General features: G+C 74.9%; 17 protein-coding genes and 5 tRNA genes. 13 read left to right on the forward strand and 9 right to left on the reverse strand.

Annotated features, from left to right (window positions below; all coding sequences use genetic code 11):
• Positions 1-84 precede the first annotated feature (84 nt).
• The 4 genes from cbiE (at position 85) to IE316_RS23230 (ending at position 7,313) form a co-directional block, all read left to right on the forward strand.
• A complete protein-coding gene (gene cbiE / locus IE316_RS23215; RefSeq protein WP_190206377.1) occupies positions 85-1,314 on the forward strand; it encodes a precorrin-6y C5,15-methyltransferase (decarboxylating) subunit CbiE in 1,230 nt (409 codons plus the stop codon).
• Between the two features lie 281 nt (positions 1,315-1,595).
• Positions 1,596-4,970 (forward strand): nicotinate-nucleotide--dimethylbenzimidazole phosphoribosyltransferase, encoded by a 3,375-nt coding sequence (gene cobT / locus IE316_RS23220; RefSeq protein WP_190206378.1) that lies wholly within the window; start codon positions 1,596-1,598, stop codon positions 4,968-4,970.
• A 292-nt stretch (positions 4,971-5,262) separates the two neighbouring features.
• On the forward strand, positions 5,263-6,495 hold the full coding sequence (gene cobA, locus IE316_RS23225) for a uroporphyrinogen-III C-methyltransferase (RefSeq protein ID WP_190206379.1): 1,233 nt from the start codon (positions 5,263-5,265) through the stop codon (positions 6,493-6,495).
• A complete protein-coding gene (locus IE316_RS23230) occupies positions 6,495-7,313 on the forward strand; it encodes a TrmH family RNA methyltransferase (protein WP_190206380.1) in 819 nt (272 codons plus the stop codon). Before cobA ends, IE316_RS23230 begins: the two co-directional genes overlap by 1 nt.
• A gap of 18 nt (positions 7,314-7,331) precedes the next feature.
• On the opposite strand, the gene IE316_RS23235 is transcribed toward IE316_RS23230, so the two are convergent.
• Positions 7,332-8,849 (reverse strand): serine/threonine-protein kinase, encoded by a 1,518-nt coding sequence (locus tag IE316_RS23235; RefSeq protein WP_190206381.1) that lies wholly within the window; start codon positions 8,847-8,849, stop codon positions 7,332-7,334.
• Between the two features lie 197 nt (positions 8,850-9,046).
• On the opposite strand from IE316_RS23235, the gene IE316_RS23240 reads away from it, so the two are divergent.
• The 4 genes from IE316_RS23240 to IE316_RS23255 all read left to right on the forward strand — a co-directional run bounded on the left by IE316_RS23240 (position 9,047) and on the right by IE316_RS23255 (position 11,738).
• Positions 9,047-9,322: a DUF8836 family protein gene (locus IE316_RS23240; RefSeq protein WP_190206382.1), complete on the forward strand. Its 276-nt coding sequence runs from the start codon at positions 9,047-9,049 to the stop codon at positions 9,320-9,322.
• A gap of 202 nt (positions 9,323-9,524) precedes the next feature.
• The gene (locus tag IE316_RS23245; protein ID WP_190206383.1) at positions 9,525-9,692 is read left to right on the forward strand and encodes a hypothetical protein; all 168 of its coding nucleotides are present in this window, start codon (positions 9,525-9,527) and stop codon (positions 9,690-9,692) included.
• A gap of 689 nt (positions 9,693-10,381) precedes the next feature.
• Positions 10,382-11,377, forward strand: coding sequence for an aminoglycoside phosphotransferase family protein (locus IE316_RS23250; RefSeq protein ID WP_190206384.1), 996 nt, complete (start codon positions 10,382-10,384; stop codon positions 11,375-11,377).
• 79 nt (positions 11,378-11,456) lie between these two features.
• Positions 11,457-11,738, forward strand: coding sequence for a TFIIB-type zinc ribbon-containing protein (locus IE316_RS23255; RefSeq protein ID WP_190206385.1), 282 nt, complete (start codon positions 11,457-11,459; stop codon positions 11,736-11,738).
• Positions 11,739-11,806: 68 nt separating this feature from the next.
• Here IE316_RS23255 and IE316_RS23260 read toward each other — a convergent pair.
• The 5 genes from IE316_RS23260 to IE316_RS23280 form a co-directional block, all read right to left on the reverse strand.
• Positions 11,807-11,881, reverse strand: a tRNA-Val gene (locus IE316_RS23260).
• A gap of 34 nt (positions 11,882-11,915) precedes the next feature.
• Positions 11,916-11,987: transfer RNA gene (locus IE316_RS23265), tRNA-Val, on the reverse strand.
• A 23-nt stretch (positions 11,988-12,010) separates the two neighbouring features.
• Positions 12,011-12,082: transfer RNA gene (locus IE316_RS23270), tRNA-Val, on the reverse strand.
• Between the two features lies 1 nt (position 12,083).
• Positions 12,084-12,157, reverse strand: a tRNA-Cys gene (locus IE316_RS23275).
• A gap of 37 nt (positions 12,158-12,194) precedes the next feature.
• Positions 12,195-12,267, reverse strand: a tRNA-Gly gene (locus tag IE316_RS23280).
• A 200-nt stretch (positions 12,268-12,467) separates the two neighbouring features.
• Between IE316_RS23280 and IE316_RS23285 the strand changes: the two genes are divergently transcribed.
• The 3 genes from IE316_RS23285 to IE316_RS23295 all read left to right on the forward strand — a co-directional run bounded on the left by IE316_RS23285 (position 12,468) and on the right by IE316_RS23295 (position 15,235).
• Positions 12,468-13,520 (forward strand): chorismate-binding protein, encoded by a 1,053-nt coding sequence (locus tag IE316_RS23285; RefSeq protein ID WP_190206386.1) that lies wholly within the window; start codon positions 12,468-12,470, stop codon positions 13,518-13,520.
• Positions 13,517-14,338: an aminotransferase class IV gene (locus IE316_RS23290; RefSeq protein ID WP_190206387.1), complete on the forward strand. Its 822-nt coding sequence runs from the start codon at positions 13,517-13,519 to the stop codon at positions 14,336-14,338. Before IE316_RS23285 ends, IE316_RS23290 begins: the two co-directional genes overlap by 4 nt.
• A 72-nt stretch (positions 14,339-14,410) precedes the next feature.
• Positions 14,411-15,235 (forward strand): GNAT family N-acetyltransferase, encoded by an 825-nt coding sequence (locus IE316_RS23295; protein WP_190206388.1) that lies wholly within the window; start codon positions 14,411-14,413, stop codon positions 15,233-15,235.
• Between the two features lie 120 nt (positions 15,236-15,355).
• Here the strand turns inward: IE316_RS23295 and IE316_RS23300 are convergent, their stop codons facing one another.
• On the reverse strand, positions 15,356-15,871 hold the full coding sequence (locus tag IE316_RS23300; protein ID WP_190206389.1) for a DsbA family protein: 516 nt from the start codon (positions 15,869-15,871) through the stop codon (positions 15,356-15,358).
• Between the two features lie 232 nt (positions 15,872-16,103).
• On the opposite strand from IE316_RS23300, the gene IE316_RS23305 reads away from it, so the two are divergent.
• Positions 16,104-16,547 carry a hypothetical protein gene (locus IE316_RS23305; RefSeq protein WP_190206530.1) on the forward strand — a complete coding sequence of 148 codons (444 nt, stop codon included), beginning with the start codon at positions 16,104-16,106 and terminating at the stop codon, positions 16,545-16,547.
• Positions 16,548-16,656: 109 nt separating this feature from the next.
• Positions 16,657-16,824: a hypothetical protein gene (locus tag IE316_RS23310; protein ID WP_190206390.1), complete on the forward strand. Its 168-nt coding sequence runs from the start codon at positions 16,657-16,659 to the stop codon at positions 16,822-16,824.
• Positions 16,825-16,890: 66 nt separating this feature from the next.
• On the opposite strand, the gene IE316_RS23315 is transcribed toward IE316_RS23310, so the two are convergent.
• Positions 16,891-17,451, reverse strand: coding sequence for a CGNR zinc finger domain-containing protein (locus tag IE316_RS23315; protein ID WP_190206391.1), 561 nt, complete (start codon positions 17,449-17,451; stop codon positions 16,891-16,893).
• 426 nt (positions 17,452-17,877) lie between these two features.
• The gene (locus IE316_RS23320) at positions 17,878-18,291 is read right to left on the reverse strand and encodes an SsgA family sporulation/cell division regulator (protein ID WP_004002642.1); all 414 of its coding nucleotides are present in this window, start codon (positions 18,289-18,291) and stop codon (positions 17,878-17,880) included.
• Between the last annotated feature and the right edge of the window lie 46 nt (positions 18,292-18,337).

An 18,337-nucleotide genomic window follows, 5' to 3' on the forward strand; every position in this document is an offset into this window, starting at 1 on the left:
AGGCCGCACCGGGTACGCTCACCACGCCCGCCCACGGGCCCCGACCCCACGACGACCTGCGCAAACCTCAGGAGACTGACGACGATGGCCGACCGGGTCACGGTGATCGGCTGGGACGGTTCGCCGCTGACCGAGGCGGCACGCGCCGCCCTGGGCGCCGCCACACTGGTGGCCGGCGCCGCCCACCACCTGGCACTGCCCGAAGTACCGCCCGCCGCCGAGCGCATCCGCCTCGGCAGCGTCGCCCTCGCCGCCCGCCGCATCGCCGCCCACCGCGGCACGGCGGTCGTGCTCGCCGACGGCGACCCCGGCTTCTTCGGCGTCGTACGGACGCTGCGGGCGCCCGAGTTCGGCCTGGAGGTCGAGGTGGTCCCCGCGGTCTCCTCCGTCGCCACCGCCTTCGCCCGGGCCGGCATGCCCTGGGACGACGCCCACGTGGTCGTCGCCCACCCCCGCACCCTGCGCCGCGCGGTCAACGTCTGCCGGGCCCACAGCAAGGTCGCCGTCCTCACCGCCCCCGGCGCCGGCCCCGCCGAACTCGGCCTGCTGCTGGAGGGCGTCCACCGCACCTTCGTCATCTGCGAGGAACTCGGCACCGACCGCGAACGGGTCACCGTCGTCACCTCCGACAAGGCCGCCGACCACACCTGGCGCGACCCCAACGTCGTCATCGTCATCGGCGGCCCCGCCGGACCCGGCACCCCGGGCGACAGCGGCGACTGGATCGCCGGCCGCGGCCCGGCCGCCGGCCCGCGCGGCTGGTGCCTGCCCGCCGAGGAGTACGGCGGCGGCCTCGGCGAGGGCGAGACCGACCTGCTGCGCGCCGCCCAACTCGCCCGGCTCGGACCGCGCCTCGGCGACCTGGTCTGGGACATCGGCTGCGGCAGCGGCGCCTTCGCCACCGAGGCCGCCCGGGCCGGCGCCGCCGTCCTCGCCGTCGACCGCGACCTGGCCGCCTGCGTGCGCGCCGAGACCGCCGCCCGCCGCCACGGCGTCCAGGTGCAGATCGTGCACGGCACCGCCCCGCACGTCCTGGAGGACCTCCCTGAACCCGACGTGGTGCGCGTCGGCGGCGGCTCCACCGCCGTCGTCTCCGCCGTCGCCGACCGCCGCCCGCAGCGCATCGTCACCCACGCCGCGACCCGCGACGACGCCGAACTCGTCGGCCGCGAACTGACCGAGCACGGCTACCGCGTCGAGTGCGCCCTGCTCCAGTCCGTCGCACTCGACACCAGGGCCTGGACGGAGACGGAACGGAGCGTCGCGTTCCTGCTCAGCGGCGTGCTGCCGGACCGCGAGGACCCCGCCCCGTGATCCGGTTGTCGTACCGCGCGCGGTAGGCTGGCCGATCGTTGTACCGGTACGGCAGAACCTGACGGCGCGCAACGTGGCGCAGTCCACAGGGGACCGTCGCGGATCAAGCTGTCGTGGCGGGCGAACGACCGGAAGAATGCCACTCAATGGCTTTGTCGCCTTTTACCGGCGGGTCGTTCGTGCCGCTGGGCACGCACGCTCGTTCTTCACTGCGGGGCGGTCGGTGCGCCGTTCCGGGTGAGCTGGTCGTAGGAGCACTAACCGATGGGCGAGGGGTACGCATGACCGACACCGGCCAGATCCCGGGCGAGGGGCTGCCGGAGAACGCAGGCATGGTGGAGCAGCCGGGGGCCCCCGCGCCCGGCGCGTACACCTACCTCTCCGAGACCACCGCCGAGGACGAGGACCTGTTGCTGCTGCCGGGCGCGCAGAGCGCCTGGGGCAACGAGGTCGCCCCGCCCCCGCCCGAGCCGGTCGTCGAGGCCGTGCACGAGCCGGAGCCGCACGAGACGTCCGGACGGGACAGCGGCTCGGTCGACCTGACCGGCGTCCGCCCGCCGGGCCCGGCCGCGCCGCCGCGCCGCCCGCTGCACCTCGGTCCGCCGATCCCCGACACCTCGGCGAGCCCGGTCCGCTCCCTCGCCGACCGCGGCCCCGCGGACGCGCCGTCGCGACCCGCCGGCCCGGAGTACCTCGACGCCGCCCCCCAGCCCACCGCGGCGCCCCCGCAGGGCGCGGCGCCCTGGGGGCCCAGCCCTGCCGAAACGGTTGTCCCGACCCCGCGTCCGGCGGAGCCGGTGCCCGCCGGGCCGGCGGCGGGGGAGTTCCCGGTGCCGGACGGGCCGGGGCCGCAGGGTGCGGAACCGGTCGTGCCGCAGCAGCATCCTGAGACTGCGCCGCAGCAGCATGCCGAGGCCGCGCCTCAGGAGGACCAGGCCGCTGAAGCGCCCGAAACGACAGAAACGCCAGAAACACGCGAGATGCACGACCCCCAGACACCTCCGGTCACCGAGCCGACGCCCGCTCCGCAGCCGGTGGAGGCCCTGGCTGGGGAGGAGGGGGAGGCTCAGCCGGTCGCTTCCGGGACGCCTAGTGCGTCTGAGACGCCGGTGGCGGTAGAGGCGACGGTGGCTGAGGCGGCGGTTGTTGCTGAGGCGGCTGCTGTTCCGGAGACGCCGGTTGTCGCTGAGGTGCCCGTTGCCCCTGAGGCGCCGGTCGTCTCTGAGGTGCCCGTCGCCCCTGAGGCGCCGGTTGTCGTTGAGGTGCCGGTGGCTGCGCCTGTTGAGGAGGCGCCGGTGGCTCCCGAGGCCGTGGTCTCCGCCGAGGTGCCCGTGGCCCCCGAGGTGCCCGTGGCCCCCGAGGCGCCCGTGGTCCCCGTGGCCCCCGAGGTGCCCGTGGCTCCGCCGGTCGATGAGGTGCCGGTGGCTCCCGAGGCGCCGGTGGGCCCCGCTGCTGAGGAAGCGCCGGTCGCTCCCGAGGCCGTGGTGGCTCCCGAGGTTCCGGCCGCCCCTCCCGTCGACGAGGCCCCGCCCGCCCCGCTCGCGGAGGTCGCCGAGGCCGCCCCCGAGGCCCCCGTCACCCCGCCCGTCGAAGAAGCCCCGATCGCGCAGCCCGCCCAGCTCCCCGAAGCCGCCCCGGCAGAGCCCGAGCCCTCGGCGGAGGCGGAGCAGCCCGCCCCCGCCCAGCCCCTCGCCGCCCAGGGCCCCCAGTCCACGACCCCCGTGGCCCAGTTCGTGCCGGTCGAGGGAGACGAGGGCCACGAGGACCAAGCGCCACCCGTCGCCGTCCCCGTCCCCGCGCCCCCGCACGACGCCGCCCCCGGCCTCGTACAGAACGCCGACGACCTGGACACCCGGGCCGCCGCCGAGCAGGACGACGTACCGGAGGCGAGCGCTGCGCCCGAGGCGGGGCGCCGGTCCGCCGGTCCGGCCGCGCCCGGCTACGACGACGCCGAGCGCGAGGCCGTCCTGAAGGTGATGCGCGAGCGCCGGGACATCCGCAACGGCTTCCGCGGCGACCCCATCCCGCACGAGGTGCTGCTCCGCGTCCTGGAGGCCGCGCACACCGCCCCGTCCGTCGGCCACTCCCAGCCCTGGGACTTCGTGGTCATCCGGTCCGCGGAGACCCGCCGCACGATGCACGAACTGGCGACGCGCCAGCGCGAGGCGTACGCCAAGTCGCTGCCCAAGGGCCGGGCGAAGCAGTTCAAGGAACTGAAGATCGAGGCGATCCTCGACACCCCGGTCAACATCGTCGTCACCGCCGACCCCACCCGCGGCGGCCGGCACACCCTCGGCCGCCACACGCAGCCCCAGATGGCCCCGTACTCCGCCGCGCTCGCCGTGGAGAACCTGTGGCTCGCCGCCCGCGCCGAGGGCCTCGGCGTCGGCTGGGTCAGCTTCTTCGACGAGCGGGAGATGGTCCGCGCCCTCGGCCTGCCCGAGCACCTGGAGGTCATCGCCTACCTGTGCGTCGGGTACGTCGACGAGTTCCCGGACGAGCCCGAGCTGATGCAGGCCGGCTGGTCCAAGCGCCGTCCGCTCTCCTGGGTCGTGCACGAGGAGACGTACGGCCGCCGCGCGCTGCCCGGCGAGGAGCCGCACGACCTCCTCGCGGAGACCGTCGCCCAGATCCGCCCGCTGGACGCCAAGGCGCTCGGCGAGGCGTGGGAGCGGCAGAAGCGGATGACCAAGCCGGCCGGGGCGCTCGGCATGCTGGAGATCATCTCCGCGCAGTTGTCCGGTCTGTCCCGCCAGTGCCCGCCGCCGATCCCGGAACCCGCCGCCGTTGCGATCTTCGCCGGCGACCACGGGGTGCACGCCCAGGGCGTCACCCCCTGGCCGCAGGAGGTCACCGCCCAGATGGTGGCCAACTTCCTGGGCGGGGGAGCGGTGTGCAACGCGTTCGCCACCCAGGTCGGCGCCGAGGTGTGCATCGTGGACGTCGGTGTCGCCGCCGACCTCCCCGCCACCCCCGGCCTGCTGCCCCGCAAGATCCGCCCGGGCACCTCCGACATGACGACCGGCCCCGCGATGACCCGCGAGGAGGCCAAGCAGGCCATCGAGGTCGGCATCGAGACCGCCCGCGACCTGGTCGCCGCCGGCAACAAGGCGCTGCTCACCGGGGAGATGGGCATCGCCAACACCACCGCGTCCGCCGCGCTGATCTCCGTCTTCACCGGCGCCGACCCGGCCGAGGTCACCGGCCGCGGCACCGGCATCAACGACGAGACCCTCGCCCGCAAGACCGAGGTGGTCCGCCGCGCCCTGGAGGTGCACCGGCCCGACCCGGCCGACCCGATCGGCGTGCTCGCGGCGGTCGGCGGCCTGGAGCACGCCGCCATGGTCGGCCTGCTGCTCGGCGGCGCGTCCCTGCGGACGCCGGTGATCCTGGACGGCGTCAGCGCCGGCGCCGCCGCGCTGGTCGCCCGCGCCATCGCCCCCGAGGTGCTGGCGGCCTGCATCGCCGGTCACCGCAGCGCCGAGCCCGGCCATGTCGCCGCGCTCAACAAGCTGGGCCTGCGCCCCCTGGTCGACCTCGACCTCCGCCTCGGCGAGGGCACCGGCGCGCTGCTCGCGCTGCCGATGGTGCAGAGCACGGCCCGGGCCATGCACGAGGTGGCGACGTTCGACTCGGCGGGCGTCACCGAGAAGTAGCCCCGCGCGGACCGGGGCGGCGGCGGCACGCACTCGCCGCCGCCCCGGCCGACTGCGTAAAATCCGCACGTATTCGCGTACGTGATCGCATGCGCAATCGTGTACGCAATCGTGTTCGTATGCGTACGTATGTGTACGTATGCGTACGTGTGCGCACGTCAGGGCAGCTCCAGAGCCGCAGCACGCCCGGCGCACCCCGCCAAGCCCCCTGCCCCACCGCACCCCGCCAGGACCCACCCGGAACCTGCCGGGCCCCCGCCAGGACCCCGCCAGGACGAGGAGCCGCACCCGCATGGCCGAACACCCCGCCTACCCCGTAGGTCTCCGTCTGACCGGCCGCCGCGTGGTCGTCCTCGGCGGCGGCCAGGTCGCCCAGCGCCGCCTCCCCGCCCTCATCGCGGCGGGCGCCGACGTCCTGCTCGTCTCCCCGGGGGCGACCCCGTCGGTCGAGGCGATGGCGGACGCGGGCGAGATCCGCTGGGAGCGCCGGCCGTACGCGGACGGCGACCTCGCCGACGCCTGGTACGCCCTGATCGCCACCAGCGACCCGGAGGCCAACGCCGCCGCGTCCGCCGAGGCCGAACGGCACCGCGTCTGGTGCGTCCGCTCGGACGACGCCGACCTGGCCACCGCCTGGACCCCGGCCACCGGCCACAGCGAGGGCGTCACGGTCGCCGTCCTCACCACCGACGCCCGGGGCCGCGACCCGCGCCGCACCGCCGCCATCCGCGACGCGGTCGTCGAGGGCCTGCGCGACGGCACCCTCGTCGCCCCGCACCACCGCACCCGCACCGCGGGCGTCGCCCTGGTCGGCGGCGGCCCCGGCGACCCGGACCTGATCACCGTGCGCGGCCGCCGGCTGCTCGCCGAGGCCGACGTCGTCATCGCCGACCGCCTCGGCCCCCGCGACCTGCTCGCCGAACTGCCGCCGCACGTCGAGGTGATCGACGCGGCGAAGATCCCCTACGGGCGGTTCATGGCCCAGGAGGCCATCAACAACGCCCTGATCGAGCACGCCAAGCAGGGCAAGGCCGTGGTCCGCCTCAAGGGCGGCGACCCGTACGTCTTCGGACGCGGCATGGAGGAGCTCCAGGCGCTCGCCGAGGCGGGCATCCCCTGCACGGTCGTCCCCGGCATCTCCAGTTCCATCTCGGTGCCGGGCGCGGCCGGCATCCCGGTCACCCACCGCGGCGTGGCCCATGAGTTCACCGTGGTCAGCGGCCATGTCGCCCCCGACGACGAGCGCTCCCTGGTGGACTGGCCGGCGCTGGCCAGGCTCACCGGCACCCTCGTGATCCTGATGGGCGTCGACAAGATCGGGAAGATCGCCGAGACGCTGATCGCGCACGGCAGGTCCCCCGACACCCCGGTCGCCCTCGTCCAGGAGGGCACCACCGCCGCCCAGCGCCGCGTCGACGCCACCCTCGCCACGGTCGCCGCGACGGTCGCCGCCGAGGAGGTCAGGCCCCCCGCGGTCATCGTCGTCGGCGAGGTCGTCCACGTCGGCCCGCGGAGCGCCGAGTGATGGCCGGCCTCGTCACCGTCGAGGACCCCGAGGACCCGCGCCTGGCCGACTACACCGACCTGACCGACGTGGAACTGCGCCGCCGCCGGGAACCCGCCGAGGGCCTGTTCATCGCCGAGGGCGAGAAGGTCATCCGCCGCGCGGCCCAGGCCGGCTACGCCCCGCGGTCGCTGCTGCTGTCCGCCAAGTGGGTCGACCCCCTGCGCGACCTGATCGACCGGCTCGACGCGCCCGTCTACGTGGTCAGCCCCGAACTCGCCGAGCGGGTCACCGGCTACCACGTGCACCGCGGCGCCCTCGCCTCCATGGCCCGCAAGCCCCTGCCCACGGCCGCCGGACTGCTCGGCGCGGCCCGCCGGGTGGCCGTCATGGAGTCGGTCAACGACCACACCAACATCGGCGCCATCTTCCGCTCCGCCGCCGCCCTCGGCATGGACGCCGTCCTGCTCTCCCCGGACTGCGCCGACCCCCTCTACCGGCGCAGCGTCAAGGTCTCGATGGGCGCCGTCTTCTCGGTGCCGTACGCCCGCCTGGAGACCTGGCCGAGGGGACTGGACGCGGTCCGCGAGGCCGGTTTCACGCTGCTCGCCCTCACCCCCGACGAGCGGGCCAAGACCCTCGACGAGACCGCCCCGCACCGCATGGACCGGGTGGCCCTGATGCTCGGCGCCGAGGGCGACGGCCTCTCCGCCCGCGCCCTGTCCACCGCCGACGCATGGGTCCGTATCCCCATGTCCCACGGCGTCGACTCCCTCAACGTCGGCGCGGCGGCGGCGGTCGCCTTCTACGCGGTCACAGCGGGCCGCCCGCAGACGTAACCCCCTGGAAGCCCGCCCTCACCCGGCCGAGGACCCGCCTGATACACCGGACTCACCCGATACGTCCGTCAGGTCCAGCACATCCGGCACATCCGGTACATCCGGTACGTCGATCCGCAGCACCCGCTCCGCCCGTACGCCCCCGCCGTGATCGCCGCCGAGGCCGCGCGAGGGCCCCTGGCAGCCCTGGGCCGCGGCGATGCCGAGGGCCACCAGCAGCGTCACCACGACGAACACGAACAACCGCTGCCGCAGCAGCCTCGGATTGGCGGGCCGCCGCCCGGTCCCCGTGGTGCGCGGCCCCGGCCGGGTCCGGCCGCGCGGCACGGGCCGGCCGCCGCTGCCCGGACGCGTGCCGTTGCGCCCCGTGGCGCGCGAGGCGGGCGTGGGCCGTGCCCCCGTACCGCCGCCGCGCGAGGGGGCGGGCCCCCGCGCTCCGGGAGCGCCCCCACCGCGTGCGCGCGCCCCCGTACCACCACCGCGCGAAGGAGCCGCCCCGCGCGCCGCCGGACCGGGCACCCCGCGGGACCCGGACGGCCCCTGGCTCCGGGGCGCGGGGGTGCCGCCCTGCGGACGCCGCCGCTCCCGCTCCCGGTCCAAGCCCCGCTCCCGGCTCCGCTCCCGGTCCGGGTAGGTGTCGGCGAGCCGCCCGGTGGGCCGGTCCGCCTCCGCCGAGCGGGGCGCCGGGGGCCGTACGTCGGACAGGCCGTGGGCCTCGCGGGCGGCGATCTCCTTGAGCCGCAGCGACAGTTGGAGGGTGCTGGGCCGCTCCTCGGGGTCCTTGGCGAGGCAGGCCCGCACCAGCGGGGCGAGCGCGTCGGGGACGCCCTGCAACTGCGCCTCCTCGTGCACCACGCGGTACAGCATCACCTCGGAACTGCCGTGCCCGAACGGGGAGTCGCCGGTCGCCGCGTACGCCAGGGTGGCGCCGAGCGAGAACACGTCCGTGGCCGGGGTGACCGCCGCGCCGCGCACCTGCTCCGGCGCCAGGAACCCGGGGGAGCCGACCGCCGTACCGACGTGCGTCAGCGTGGAGGCGCCGGTCGCCCAGGCGATGCCGAAGTCGATGATCCGGGGGCCCTTGGGGGAGAGCAGGATGTTGGACGGCTTCAGGTCCCGGTGCACGACCCCGGCCTCGTGCACGGCGACGAGCCCCTCGGAGAGCGCGGCACCCACCGCGGCGACGTCGGCCGCGCTCAGCGGCCCCTCGTCGGCGACCTTGTCGTGCAGCGACGGACCGGGCACGTACTGGGTGGCGAACCACGGCCGGTCCGCCTCCAGGTCCGCCGCCACCAGCCGCGCGGTGCACCCGCCCCTGATCCGTCGTGCCGCCGAGACCTCACGGGCGAACCGTGAGCGGAACTCCTGATCCTCCGCCAGATCCGGCCGGATGACCTTGAGCGCGACCCGCTGCCCCTTCTTGTCGGAGCCGAGGTAGACCACGCCCATTCCGCCCGCGCCGAGCCGCCTGTGAAGCCTGAACGAGCCGACGACGCGCGGGTCCTCGCGCCTCAGGCGCATCATCGCCATGTTCATCCCCGCTGCCCGGTCCCTGTGACGAGCCACAGCTTACGTTTCCCCGGCCGCCCGCGCGCAGAGGCCGCGCCCTCTCGGGACGATGGATTGTCAGTGCCCGGTGCGACAATTGAGGAGTGGTCAGGAAAGGGGCGAACCGGCCGGATTCGGTGCCGTCCGGGGCCCCAACCGGCCGCCTGGGAAGGGGGATTGACTCCGTGAAGGGCGATCGAGTGGAGATAGTCGTCGACGCCGGCGACACGACCAGGACGTACGAGGTGGTGGCGAGCCGAGCGGGCCGCCGGGTGGAGACGGCGGTGCGACGGGGAGTCGTCGAAGTGAGCGAAGTCACCCGCAGCGGCACCGTCGTCCGCACGGCCCGTTTCATGGCGAACCGGGTGCTGGCACTGGTGGAGCAGCCCGTTCCCCGGGAGGACGGCTCAGAGAAAGCGGGGCAGAGCGGACGCCCCCTCCGGGAACACCCCGAGACCTAGGCCGCCGTCTCCACCCAGGGGAGTACTCAGCAGGTCATGGCTCATCCTCCGGGAGGCCCGGCAATCGGTACGAGGGCATGACGTCCGGCGCGGGCCGGACGCCTAGATTTGAAGTCAAGCGGCGGGTGCAGCACTCGTCCCCCGAGGTCAGACGCCCGCCGCTGTCAACGGCACGACACATCGGAAGGTCAGGAGAGGGACCATGGCGCAGACGGCACCGCGCACGCTGACCCGCACACAGCGCCGCCGTCACCCACTGGTGGCGACGCTGATGGCCCTTCCCCTGGCGGTCCTGCTCCTGCTCGTCTTCGACGGCTGGGAGACAGTGGCCACACAAGCGTCGTCCGTGGGTGTGATGCTGGGGCGCTGAGCGGCGACCCCAGGCCCGGAAGAGCGGTCCGGGCGGGGACATCCACCCATGAAACCCCGTGGGGACGGGGGTGCGGCGGACGGCAGAATGCCGGCGTAGCTGGGGAGCTACGCCGGCATCGCCACGTCCACCTCCGGCGACTTCAGACTCTCCGGCCAACCCCAGCGCCCCCAACCACGAGCCACCATTCCACGCGGCCGGACCCGCCCCCCACGGACGCCGGGCCCACCCAGCCGCGGGTTCCGGGCCCACTCACCCGCGGGCGCCGGGCCCACTCACCCGCGGGCGCCGGGCCCGCCCAGCCGCGGGCGCCGGGCCCGCCCAGCCGCGGGCAGTCGTGCCGCCTGGGGCGGCACGGGTGGCCGCAGGCGGCCGGGCCCACCCAGCCGCGGGTTCCGGGCCCGCCCAGCCGCGGGTTCCGGGCCCGCCCAGCCGCGGGCGCCGGGCCCGCCCAGCCGCGGGCAGTCGTGCCGCCTGGGGCGGCACGGGTGGGCGCGGGCGGCACCCCGCTAGCGCCGGGTTGCGCCACGCCCCCGGGGAACCAGCGGCACCCCGCTGACGCCGGGTTGTGCCACGCCCCCTCGGGACCCCGGCGGCACCCCGCTGACGCCGGGCCCTGCCACACCCCCGTCCAGCCCAGCGCACCGCCACCCAGCCAACACCGACCACCACCCCCGTACCCTCACCCCGTGACCCCCGACGCCCTCCTCCCCACCCTGACCGCCCGAGCGAAGGCGAGGGCCCACACCCGCACCCCCACCTGCCCCTGCGACGCGGTCACCCTCGCCCACCGCCCCGACGCCACCGTCGTCCGTCACGCCGGCACCGTCGCCAAGGCCCACGCCCCCGGCACCGACCCCACCACCCTCACCCACCGCGTCACCACCGCCGCCGCCCTCCCCGGCGTCTTCCTCCCCCCGCTCGACCCCACCCCCACCCCCGTCCACGTCCCCCCGCACGACCGCCTCGTCACCTTCTGGCCGTACGGCACCCCCGTCGACCCCGACGACCCCACCGCCGCCCCCTGGGAGGCGGCCGGCACCCTCCTCGCCCGCCTCCACCGCACACACCTCACCACCCCCCGGAAGCGGCCCCCGAACCTCCCCCCGATGCGCGGCCCGCAGAAGGCCGCCGCGGCGATCACCGCCCTCCACGAGACGACGCGACGCCACCCCCACCCAGCCACCACCGCCACCGCCACCGTCACCGCCCACATCCTCCGCGCCTGGGCCACCCTGCCCCCCTGGGCCCGCGCCGAGGCCCCCATGCCGGACACCGCCACCCTCTGCCACGGCGACCTCCACCTCGGCCAGCTCGTCCGCCACCCCGCCCCGGACGGCCCGTGGCTGCTGATAGACGTGGACGACCTCGGCGTCGGCGTCCCCGCCTGGGACCTCGCCCGCCCCGCCGCCTGGTACGCCTGCGGTCTGCTCCCGCCCGAGGACTGGTCCCGCTTCCTCACCGCCTACCGCGCCGCCGGCGGCCCGGCCGTCCCCCCGGACGGCGACCCCTGGCCCGCGCTGGACGTGCCCGCCCGCGCCCTCACCGTCCAGACCGCCGCCCGTTCCCTCACCAAGGCGATCGCCGCCGGCCGGGAGCCCGACGAGGTGGACCGCCTGCTGATCGACGCCTGCGCCCGCATGGCCTTCGTACCCGCCGATCTGGGGAACCCATCTCCGACGTAGGGTGAAACCGAGGGCAGCCGGACGGAGTCTGTCCTGGTGGAACGCGAAGCAGGTCCGACCGGCGAGGAGTTGAGCCGACATGCAGTGTCCGAAGTGCCACGCGGCGATGCACACGTACAACCGCAACGGTGTCCAGATCGAGCAGTGCAGCAACTGCCGGGGCATCTTCCTCGACTACGGCGAGCTGGAGGCCCTGACCCGCCTGGAGGCCCAGTGGTCCCAGCCGGCCCCGCCGCCCCCGGCCGCCCCGCAGGCGTACCCGGCCCCGCCCGCCCCCGCCTGGGGCGCCCCGCACGGCGGCCACCACGGCCACCACGGTCACCACCAGCGCGGCTTCGGCCGCATGCTCTTCTCAAGCTGACCGAGCCCCGGGCGCAGGGCCCACGACAAAGCCCCCGGCCGTACGAGACGGCCGGGGGCTTCGGCTGATGGTGGACGATACTGGGATTGAACCAGTGACCTCTTCCGTGTCAGGGAAGCGCTCTCCCGCTGAGCTAATCGTCCTCGGGACCACGATCCGCGGATCATGGGCACTGCGTGCGCGATACTGGGATTGAACCAGTGACCTCTTCCGTGTCAGGGAAGCGCTCTCCCGCTGAGCTAATCGCGCGGGTCGAAGCCCAAGGGCTTCAGTGGACGATACTGGGATTGAACCAGTGACCTCTTCCGTGTCAGGGAAGCGCTCTCCCGCTGAGCTAATCGTCCTTGGAGGTGGAGACGGGATTTGAACCCGTGTAGACGGCTTTGCAGGCCGTTGCCTCGCCTCTCGGCCACTCCACCAGGAGTGTAGGGGACCGCGTGGCCCCCTGTTCCTGCGAGCGGACGACGAGGCTCGAACTCGCGACCTCAACCTTGGCAAGGTTGCGCTCTACCAACTGAGCTACGTCCGCCTGTCGTTTCGGTCCGCTTCCGCGTCCCGGCGACGTGTTGAACTCTAGCGGATTCCGCTGCCAGGACAAAAACGCGTTTGCGCAGCGTGCTGCGCTGTACCTGATCACGGACCCGCACACTGACCTGCTCAGGGGCCAGGTCAGGCGGCGAAAGGTCGCCTCCGGGCCACCTCCCGCTCCCCCCGCCTACACTCGGCCGTGTGCTCGACCTGCCCCCTCTCGCCCGTTTCGGCGACCGTCTCGCCACCGGCCTCCTCGATGTCACGAGCGATCCGGCCGCCCTGGACTCCGCGGGCTTCTGGGCGGTCGGCGCCGACTTCGAGGGCCGTCTGACCTGCGCCCGCTTCGCCGAGGTCCGCACCGCGCCGGTCCCCGCGCCCGTTCCGGGCCGGTGGCGGGGCCCGGTCGCCGGTGACTGGGCGTCATCGCTTGACCGTGCTGCGTACACGGCGGCGGTACGGCGGATCCGCGCCCACATCGCGGTCGGCGAGGTCTATCAGGCCAACCTCTGCCGGGTCCTGTCCGCGCCCGTCCCGCCGGACGCCGACGTGGACGCCCTCACCGCACTGCTGGCCCGCGGCAACCCGGCGCCGTACGGCGGCACGGTCCGGCTGCCCCGGCACGGCGTGGAGATCGCCACCGCCTCGCCGGAACTGTTCCTGCGCCGCACCGGCCGGATCGTCGAGTCGGGCCCGATCAAGGGCACCGGGCGCACCGAGGCGGACCTCCTGGACAAGGACCACGCCGAGAACGTGATGATCGTGGACCTGGTCCGCAACGACCTCGGCCGGGTCTGCGCCACCGGCACCGTCACCGTCCCCGACCTGTGCGCCGTCGAGAAGCACCCGGGCCTGGTGCACCTGGTGTCGACGGTGCGCGGCCGGTTGCGTACCGGGGCGGGCTGGCCGGAGCTGCTCGCCGCCGCCTTCCCGCCCGGCTCGGTCACCGGCGCCCCCAAACCGAGCGCCCTGGAGATCATCGCGGCGCTGGAGCCGGTGCCCCGGGGCCCGTACTGCGGGGCCGTCGGCTGGGTCGACGCCGACCGGGGCACCGGCGAGCTGGCCGTCGGGATACGTACCTTCTGGATCGACCGCGCCGAAGGGCTGCTGCGCTTCGGCACCGGCGCCGGGATCACCTGGGGCTCCGACCCCGAGCGGGAGTGGCGGGAGACCGAGCTGAAGGCGTCCCGGCTGCTCGCGGTAGCGTCGGGGACGTACGAGGTGGACGGAAGCGGAGAGGCACTGACGACGTGAAGATCTGGCTCGACGGCGGGCTGACGGACCCCGAGACCGCCCGTGTCTCCGTCTTCGACCACGGGCTGACCGTGGGCGACGGCATCTTCGAGACGGTGAAGGCGGTGCACGGCCGGCCGTTCGCGCTCACCCGGCACCTGGACCGGCTGACCCGCTCCGCCCGCGGCCTCGGCCTGCCCGACCCGGACCCCGACGAGGTCCGCCGCGCCTGCGCCGCCGTACTGGAGGCCAACCCGATGCCGCTCGGCCGGCTGCGGATCACCTACACCGGCGGCCACGGCCCGCTCGGCTCCGACCGCGGCGCGCACGGCACGACCCTGGTCGTCGCCCTCGGCGAGACCGCGCCCCGCCCGGACACCACGGCCGTGGTCACCGTGCCCTGGACCCGCAACGAACGCGGCGCGCTCACCGGCCTGAAGACCACCTCGTACGCCGAGAACGTCGTCGCCCTGGCCCGCGCCCGGGAACGCGGCGCCTCCGAGGCGCTGTTCGGCAACACGGCGGGCGACCTGTGCGAGGGCACCGGCTCCAACGTCTTCGTCGTGCTGGACGGCGAGATCCACACCCCGCCGCTCACCTCCGGCTGCCTGGCCGGTGTCACCCGCGCCCTGGTCGCCGAGTGGACCGGCGCCCAGGAGACCGACCTCCCGCTGGACGTCCTGACCCGGGCCGACGAGATCTTCCTGACCTCCACCCTGCGCGACGTCCAGGCCGTGCACCGGATCGACGACCGCGAACTGCCCGGCGCCCCGGGCCCGGTGACCGCCAAGGCCATGCGGATCTTCGCGGAGCGCGCCGCGGACGACCTCGACCCCTGACGGTCCCCGCCGGCCCCGGGCGCCCGCGATATTCGGCTGCTCCCGGGGCCCCGGTACGGGTAGAACACCCTGATGACCACGACCCTGCGGCCGACCGAGCCGCTCCAGCGCGCCGCCGACGGGACCCGTTCACGGCACTACCAGGTGTGTGTGAACAGCCGTCCCGTCGGCACGATCCACCTCGGCACCCTGCCCGGCTTCGGCGACACGGTCGCCGCCATCCACGACCTGCGCATCGACGAGGCCGACCGCCGCCGGGGCCGCGCCACGGTCGCCGCGCTCGCCGCGGAGGAGGTGGCGCGCACCTGGGGCTGCCGGCAGCTCGCCGTCACCGTGCCCGCCGACGCCGAGGCGGCCCTGCGCCTGGTCGCCGCGCTCGGCTATGTGCCGCGCAACCGGAACATGGCGAAGCGGCTCGGCGACACCCCGCCCGCCCTGCCCGCCGGGAGCCGCCCGCGGCCCATGACCCGGGAGGAGTTCGCCGCGTGGCGGGAGTACGGCACCGAGGAGTTCGCGCGCGCCTGGGCGGAGCGCGGCATACCCGAGGAGGTCGCGCGCGCACGGTCCCGGCGCGACAACGAGATCCTGCTGCCGCAGGGACCCGACACCGCGGACATGCTGTTCACCGTGGTGGAACACGAGGACCGACCGGTCGGCACCCTCTGGCTGGCACTCCGCCCCCAGGACGCCTTCATCTACGACGTGGAGGTGTACGCCGCCCACCGCGGCCGGGGCCACGGCCGCACCCTGATGCTCGTGGCAGAGGCCCAGACGATCGCCTCGGGCCGGCGCCTCCTCGGCCTCAACGTCTTCGCGGACAACACCCCGGCCGAACGACTGTACGAGTCACTCGGCTACGAGACGACGCGGTACGGCTTCTACAAGCCGCTGCTGTAACGGCCCGGTCCGGGCCGGGCGGGCCGGCTCCGGCCAGCGGCCCGTCGGCGGATCGGGCAAGGCCGCCGCCCGGCCACCGGCAAGCCCGCCGCCCGGCCACCGGCTCGTCGGCGGACCGGATCAGGCCCGCTCCCCGGCCAGCAGCCGGTCGGCGATCTCCTCGACCCGCTCGCGCAGCCCCTCCTGGCTCTTGCCGCCGTCCAGGCGCTCGCCGCCGATGACGTACGTCGGGGTGCCGGTCACGCCGATGGCCTTGCCCTCGGCCTGGTCGGCGTCGACGATCAGGATGTGCCGGCCGTCGATCAGCGCGGTGTCGAACTCCTCGGCGTCCAGGCCGAGTTCCCGGGCCGCCTCGACGAGGAACGCCTCGCCCGCGCGGTCCAGCTCCTCGACCCGGCCCAGCACCGCCTCGACGTACGGCCAGCCCTGACCCTGCGCGAACGCCTCCTCGGCGGCCTGGGCGGCGGCGAAGGCGTGCCGGTGCTTGTCCAGCGGGAAGTGCCGCAGCCGCACCTCCAGGCGGTCGCCGTAGCGGGCGCGCAGGGCGCGGAGGTCGTCCAGGGCGGTACGGCAGTCCGGGCACTGCAGCTCGCACCAGACGTCGAGGACGGGGACGGCGGGGGAGGAGTCACTCATGGGACCAGTCTCCCAGCCCCGGCTCCGGCGGCCCAATCCGGAACCCCGCCGTCCACCGCCCGCCGTCCGCTGCCCGGCGCCCGGCACGGCACCTGGGGAGGAGCCGACCCGGAGATGTCCCTGAGGTCCGGCCGGAGGATGGCCCCGGCGGGCGGGGACGGTGCAGGATGGAATGGAAGGGACGAAGTACCCCCTGCCCGACTCCCGACCGCCGCCCAGCCTGGAGGACCGGATGATTGCCGAGACCGTCTGCTCCGCCGTGTCCGCGGCCGGCCTGGGCATCGCGGCGGTCACCGCGTACCGCAGGCGCTTCCTGGCCGCGGTACGCATAGCCGCCTACTCGCTGATCCCGGTCGGCCTGGTGATGACCGGCGTCGTCGACTGGGTGTCCGACACCGCCTTCAGCCCCACGGCCTGGGCGGGCTTCGGGGTGCTCGGCGCCGCCTGGCTGCTGTTCCTGACCACGCGCGCCGTGGAGCGCCGGCGCGGCGGCACCCGCAAGGAACGCCGGGCGGCCCGCGCCGCCGCGCGCGACGCGGTGGCCCCGGCGGCCTCGGCCCCCTCCCTGGGCGGCGCCCCCGCCGCCGCCCGTCCGGCGGCCCGTCCCGCGGCCAAGCCCCGGGGCGAGGACGATTTCAGCGACATCGAGGCGATCCTGAAGAAGCACGGCATCTGACGGAAACGATCACAACCTGACCGGAAGATCATGGATACCGGCGAACTCCGGTGCCGTGCTAGCGTGTTGATCGCGTGCGGGGCGGGTCCTGCGCCATCATCGCCGCGAGATGCTGGACACGACACGTCTGGACCCGACAGAGAGTGACGCCGCGCCCGGCCGGGAAGAGCCCCGCGGCTGTCTCTTCGCCCTTTCCCAGCCACCGCTGATGATCTTCCTTGCGGTGATCGGGTGTCTGCTGCTCGTGGGCGCGCTGCACGATCTGCTGCTGCTCTGAGCCGTACCCGCGTTCCCCGGCGCCACCCGCCGGGGGCGCGTCGGGCCGGTCGTCCGCCCCCGGGAGTCAGCCCGCGGCCTCTTTGCGCCGCGCCCGGTACGCCGCCACATGCAGCCGGTTACCGCAGGTACGGCTGTCGCAGTAGCGCCGTGACCGGTTGCGCGAGAGGTCCACGAAGGCCCGCCGGCAGTCCGGTGCCTCGCAGCGCCGCAGCCGCTCCCGTTCCCCGGCGACCACGAAGAACGCCAGCGCCATCCCGCAGTCAGCCGCCAGGTGGTCGGCGACGGACGCCCCGGGCGCGAAGTAGTGCACATGCCAGTCGTAACCGTCGTGGTCGGTGAGCCGGGGCGTGGTGCCCGCGGCGGCGATCAGCTCGTTGATCAGCCCGGCGGCGATCCGGGCCTCCGCGGCGGAGAAGACCGCGGCGAACCGCCCGCGCACCTTGCGCACCGCCGAGAGGTCGAACTCCGAGAGCGTTCCGACATCGCTGATCTGGTGGCTTCGTACGAAATCCGTGAGGGCGGCGACATCCGGCAGCCCGTCCGGCGCCGACTCGTCCTCCGGCGCGGTGTTGACCAGATCCACCACGGCCTCTAGGGCGCACCGGGTGTCGTGGGTGATCAGCACGTTTCGCTCCCTGGCCTGGGGGTGGGCGGCGGCCGCCCGCCGATGCTGGCCGATCGTAGTGGCATCCGCGCCCGACGCACCGGTCCCGGTGCCACGACGTACATCACCGACGGCCCGTCCGGGCTCCCCGGGCGCCACCGGAGAACGGCCCCGAGGCACCCGGCCCCGGCCCCGTCCCGTACGGCCCCGCTCCACCGAGGCCCACCCCGCCGCGCCACGCACACCGGCGCTGCACGCCGAAGCCCACCCCGCGCCACACACACCGACGCCGCACCCCGAAGCCTCCCCGCGCCACGCACACCGGCGCCGTACACCGCGGGCGGGCCCGCGGCGACGACGCCGGTGTGTGTGCCGTATGCGGTTGTCCCGGCCCGAGCCGTCACCCCGAGTCGACGGCGTCGGGCGGCTTGACGGAGCCGCCTCGCCCTAGCTTTCCGCCAGGATGTGCGACAGCTCCTGGTCGAGGTCGAAGTGCCGGTGTTCCGTACCGGGGGGCACGGCGGCGTCGGTGCGCTTCAGGAAGGACTCCAGGGCCCGCGCCGGGGCCTCCAGCAGGGCCTCCCCCTCCGGGGAGCTGAGGGCGATGCAGACGACGCCCTGACCGTGGCTGCGCGACGGCCAGACACGGACGTCGCCGGTGCCGGTGGGGCGGTGCAGCCCCTCGGCGAGGAGGTCGCGGGCGAACACCCACTCGACGGTCTCCTCGGCTCCGGTGTGGAAGGTGGCGTGCACGGCGTAGGGGTCGGCCGTGTCGTACCGCAGTCCTGCGGGGACAGGCAGGGAGGACTCGCTCGACACAACGAGGCGCAGGTGCAGCTCGCAGCTGACCGTGGTGTTCATAAGCGCCAGGGCCTTTCGCTCAGTGTGCGCTCGGGGATTCGCACGT

Source organism: Streptomyces fumanus (assembly GCF_014655295.1).
Lineage (GTDB): Bacteria > Actinomycetota > Actinomycetes > Streptomycetales > Streptomycetaceae > Streptomyces > Streptomyces fumanus.